We start from the raw sequence: 2,997 nt of genomic DNA on the forward strand, positions 1-2,997 counted from the left end.
CAAACCTTGAGTGAATACAGTGAGCTCTTTGACGCTAAAACGCAGACAATGTTAGAAAGCTTGAACCAGAATTTGGCGCAGCGAGATAGCCAAAATCTCGAAAGTGAAAAAGCTCGACAGACAGTTTGGCAACAGGCGATGATTGATACGCAGACGCAGAGTTCTGCTTCTTTACACAGCGCCTCTCAAGACGTTGCTGACAAGCTAAATCAGCTTACACAAGCTCAGCTTGAAACAAGTTGTCAGGTTGCTGATAAATTTACGGAAATGACAGATCGTTTGGGGGCTATGTCTGAGGGGATCAGTCTTGATTGGCAGAACCGTGCTGACAAAATGTTGGCTCAGCAAGCTGAGCTGGTTGAGAAGCTAAGTGACAGCCAGCAGCTAATGGATGAGCAAACCAAGCAGAAGTCAGAGAAGCTATTGGCTGAACTAGCGGGTCTTTTCGCTGAATCCAATAACTTACTGATCGCACGTCGTGAAGATGAGTCACGTTGGTTGCACGAACTGGATAGTCGAATGAATGGCTTAGCGGCGAGTGTGCGTGAAGAATTGAGCAGCTTGCGAGATGAAGAGGCAGGTCGTGCAAACGCTGCTGCCGAGACGATGAATAAGCTACAACAAAGCTTATCGCAGCAAGTTGCCCAATTGTCAGAAACGATTGAGAAACCCATGACAGAGCTGATTGAAACCGCGTCTGAAACACCAAAGGTTGCTGCGGAGGTAATCTCCAAGTTACGTGAAGAAATCAGTAACAACATGGAGCGTGACAACCACTTGTTAGAAGAGCGTCAGCGAATTATGGCTGAGCTTGATGGCTTGTCAGGCTCCTTATCCGAGTCATCCAGCCAGCAAAGAGAAGCGATTGCTTCATTAGTCGAAACCTCTAGTAGCATGCTAGACAACATCAGCTCTCGTTTTGACCAGCATATCGATGCTGAAGTTAACAAACTCTCAGACATCGTGGTCGAAGCTGCGGCAAGCACTACCGATATTGCCAGTTTGGGTGATGCTTTTGGTAAGGCCTGCCAGCAGTTTAGTGAATCGAATGAACTGCTTGGTGAGAGTTTACAGCGCATCGAATCAGCTCTGGAGCAGTCGAGTGAACGCAGCAATGAGCAGCTTGGTTATTACGTTTCCCAGGCTAGAGAAGTAATTGATCATAGTGTTTTGTCCCAGAAAGCTTTGTTTGAAGAATTGCGTGAACTGTCAATGAAACAGGCTTATGAACAGTCATCCACTGAGTCTGCTTAAGCTGGGGTGTTGGTATGCATGAGTTAGATGAGAGTAATGCTGAAAGCCCTCCTATTTGGGCGATTTTTGGCGATTTAATGTCCGGGCTAGTCGGCGTTTTTGTGCTGTTGCTGATCTGGGTATTGGGCTATCAGTTAGAATTGTCAAAGTCGCTTGCCGAAGAAGTTGAAAAGCGCAGGGCTGAAGAACAGCGAAGAATGGCATTGGAAGAAGCTTTGGCAGACCCTCTCTCTTCCGGGCGAGTAACATTGCGTGATGGCAAAATTGGCATCAGCGGCAGTGTCTTGTTTTCGCTGAACTCAGACCAGTTACAGTCTGAAGGGCGTGAGCTCTTAAGCACTCTGGTGGCTCCTCTTGAAGTTTACCTGGGAGAGCGTGACGAGTTGCTGATGGTGAGTGGTTTCACAGATGATCTTCCCATTCAAAAAGGCAACAATCGATATCAGGATAACTGGGAGCTTTCTGCTCAGAGGGCTCTAACCGTGACGCGAGCTTTGATAGAAGAGGGGATGCCCAAAGAAAGGGTGTTTGCTGCTGCCTTTGGAGATCAGCAACCTGTTGCTTCCAATGTAGACCGTGATGGTCGCTCGAAGAATCGGCGTGTAGAAATGGCACCCGTTCCCAAAGGGCGACAAGTGACTAAGCCTCTAGGTGCTGAAGAAGATACAGCCCCACTTGGCTCGGCTCTGGTGACAGATTAAGATGAATTCCACCTTTGACCAGCTAAAGGAAGCTTTGGCGCGGCTCGAAAATACTTGTCAGAGCGGTGTGGCTGCATTTCATTTTCAGCGCCTTTCTTCATTGCTGGCTAGAGCAGATCAGCGTTCTGACAATATTCAGGAAAGCTTGCTTCCACGAATTGAATCAGGCCTGACAGACTTACAAGCATTGTTGGTTAAGCAGCATGAGGACGCTGAAAAAACTGAGGCGCCCCAGGAGCAGGACGGCAGATCAGACTCAGTTTTTAAAGGCTTGATAGAACGTATTAATAGTTTTGATGTAAGCGCAATAGATCAGAGCTCATTGGGTTTGGATGCCCTGTTGTTTGACGAGGGCTTTGACGAAGGACTTGAGGACAAGCCTTCTGCTACGCAAGGTAGTGAAAAGAAAATAAAGATCAATGCTGCGAAAGACTTTCAAGAGCGCGCTAAAGAGCTAAAGTCGCTACAGTTTTATCGTGAGCAATTGGGTAAGGTGATCACCGAAAATATGGTTCGGCAAGTGATCAAGGAAGACCCGGAAAATGCAGGGCCTCTCAATCCTCAGCGCCTTTTGGTTCGTACGATTGGTGCCATGAAGGATATTTCTCCGGCTTATGTTAATCGCTTGGTTCCTTACTACGACACGCTTTTGTGGTTAGAGCAAACTACAGAGCTATCGACTCACAAGTCTCGTGCAAGCAAAGCCTCTGCAAAGTAAAACCTTAAAGCCTGCTTCGAACCAAGTGCACGTGTTGTACAGCAGTATAGGCACTTTCCCGGTATTTAAGAGGCAGTGATTCGCAGCGTAATCCGACTTCTATATCAATAAGCTCATTAGCCAGTACTTGCCTCTCTTCCTCATTTATTGGCTTTGTACCTTTCTCAGCCAAACGTAGATCAATTTCGTGTAGGCGGTCGTAGTAGCGATAAACGCGAGACTGCATTCTCCAAGCCAGCAGTGCAGGAAGTATTTTGAATAAGGGTAGTAGTAGGAAAATTATTGGTAGAAGTAAGATCGCAAAACGATTGATCTGAGCGACTA

General features: G+C 47.0%; 3 protein-coding genes and 1 pseudogene. 3 read left to right on the forward strand and 1 reads right to left on the reverse strand.

All coding sequences use genetic code 11. From position 1 onward, the window contains the following. The 3 genes and pseudogenes from A3761_RS27820 to A3761_RS16810 all read left to right on the forward strand — a co-directional run. Positions 1–1,254: pseudogene (locus A3761_RS27820) on the forward strand (hypothetical protein); the annotation flags it as partial. A 14-nt stretch (positions 1,255–1,268) separates the two neighbouring features. After that, positions 1,269–1,955 (forward strand): OmpA family protein, encoded by a 687-nt coding sequence (locus tag A3761_RS16805; RefSeq protein WP_068513175.1) that lies wholly within the window; start codon positions 1,269–1,271, stop codon positions 1,953–1,955. 1 nt (position 1,956) lies between these two features. Beyond that, entirely contained in the window at positions 1,957–2,673 is a 717-nt protein-coding gene (locus tag A3761_RS16810) for a DUF2894 domain-containing protein (RefSeq protein WP_068513173.1), read from the forward strand. Positions 2,674–2,677: 4 nt separating this feature from the next. On the opposite strand, the gene A3761_RS16815 is transcribed toward A3761_RS16810, so the two are convergent. Then, positions 2,678–2,997 (reverse strand): hypothetical protein (locus tag A3761_RS16815; protein WP_231881245.1); only part of this gene is annotated, 320 nt, incomplete at its 5' end.

The sequence above is a fragment of the Oleiphilus sp. HI0123 genome (assembly GCF_001635315.1).

Excerpts from the sequence above, each read along its gene's own strand:
- A3761_RS16805 (WP_068513175.1), top strand. The coding sequence starts at position 1,269 with ATGCATGAGTTAGATGAGAGTAATGCTGAAAGCCCTCCTATTTGGGCG.
- A3761_RS16810 (WP_068513173.1), top strand. The coding sequence starts at position 1,957 with ATGAATTCCACCTTTGACCAGCTAAAGGAAGCTTTGGCGCGGCTCGAA.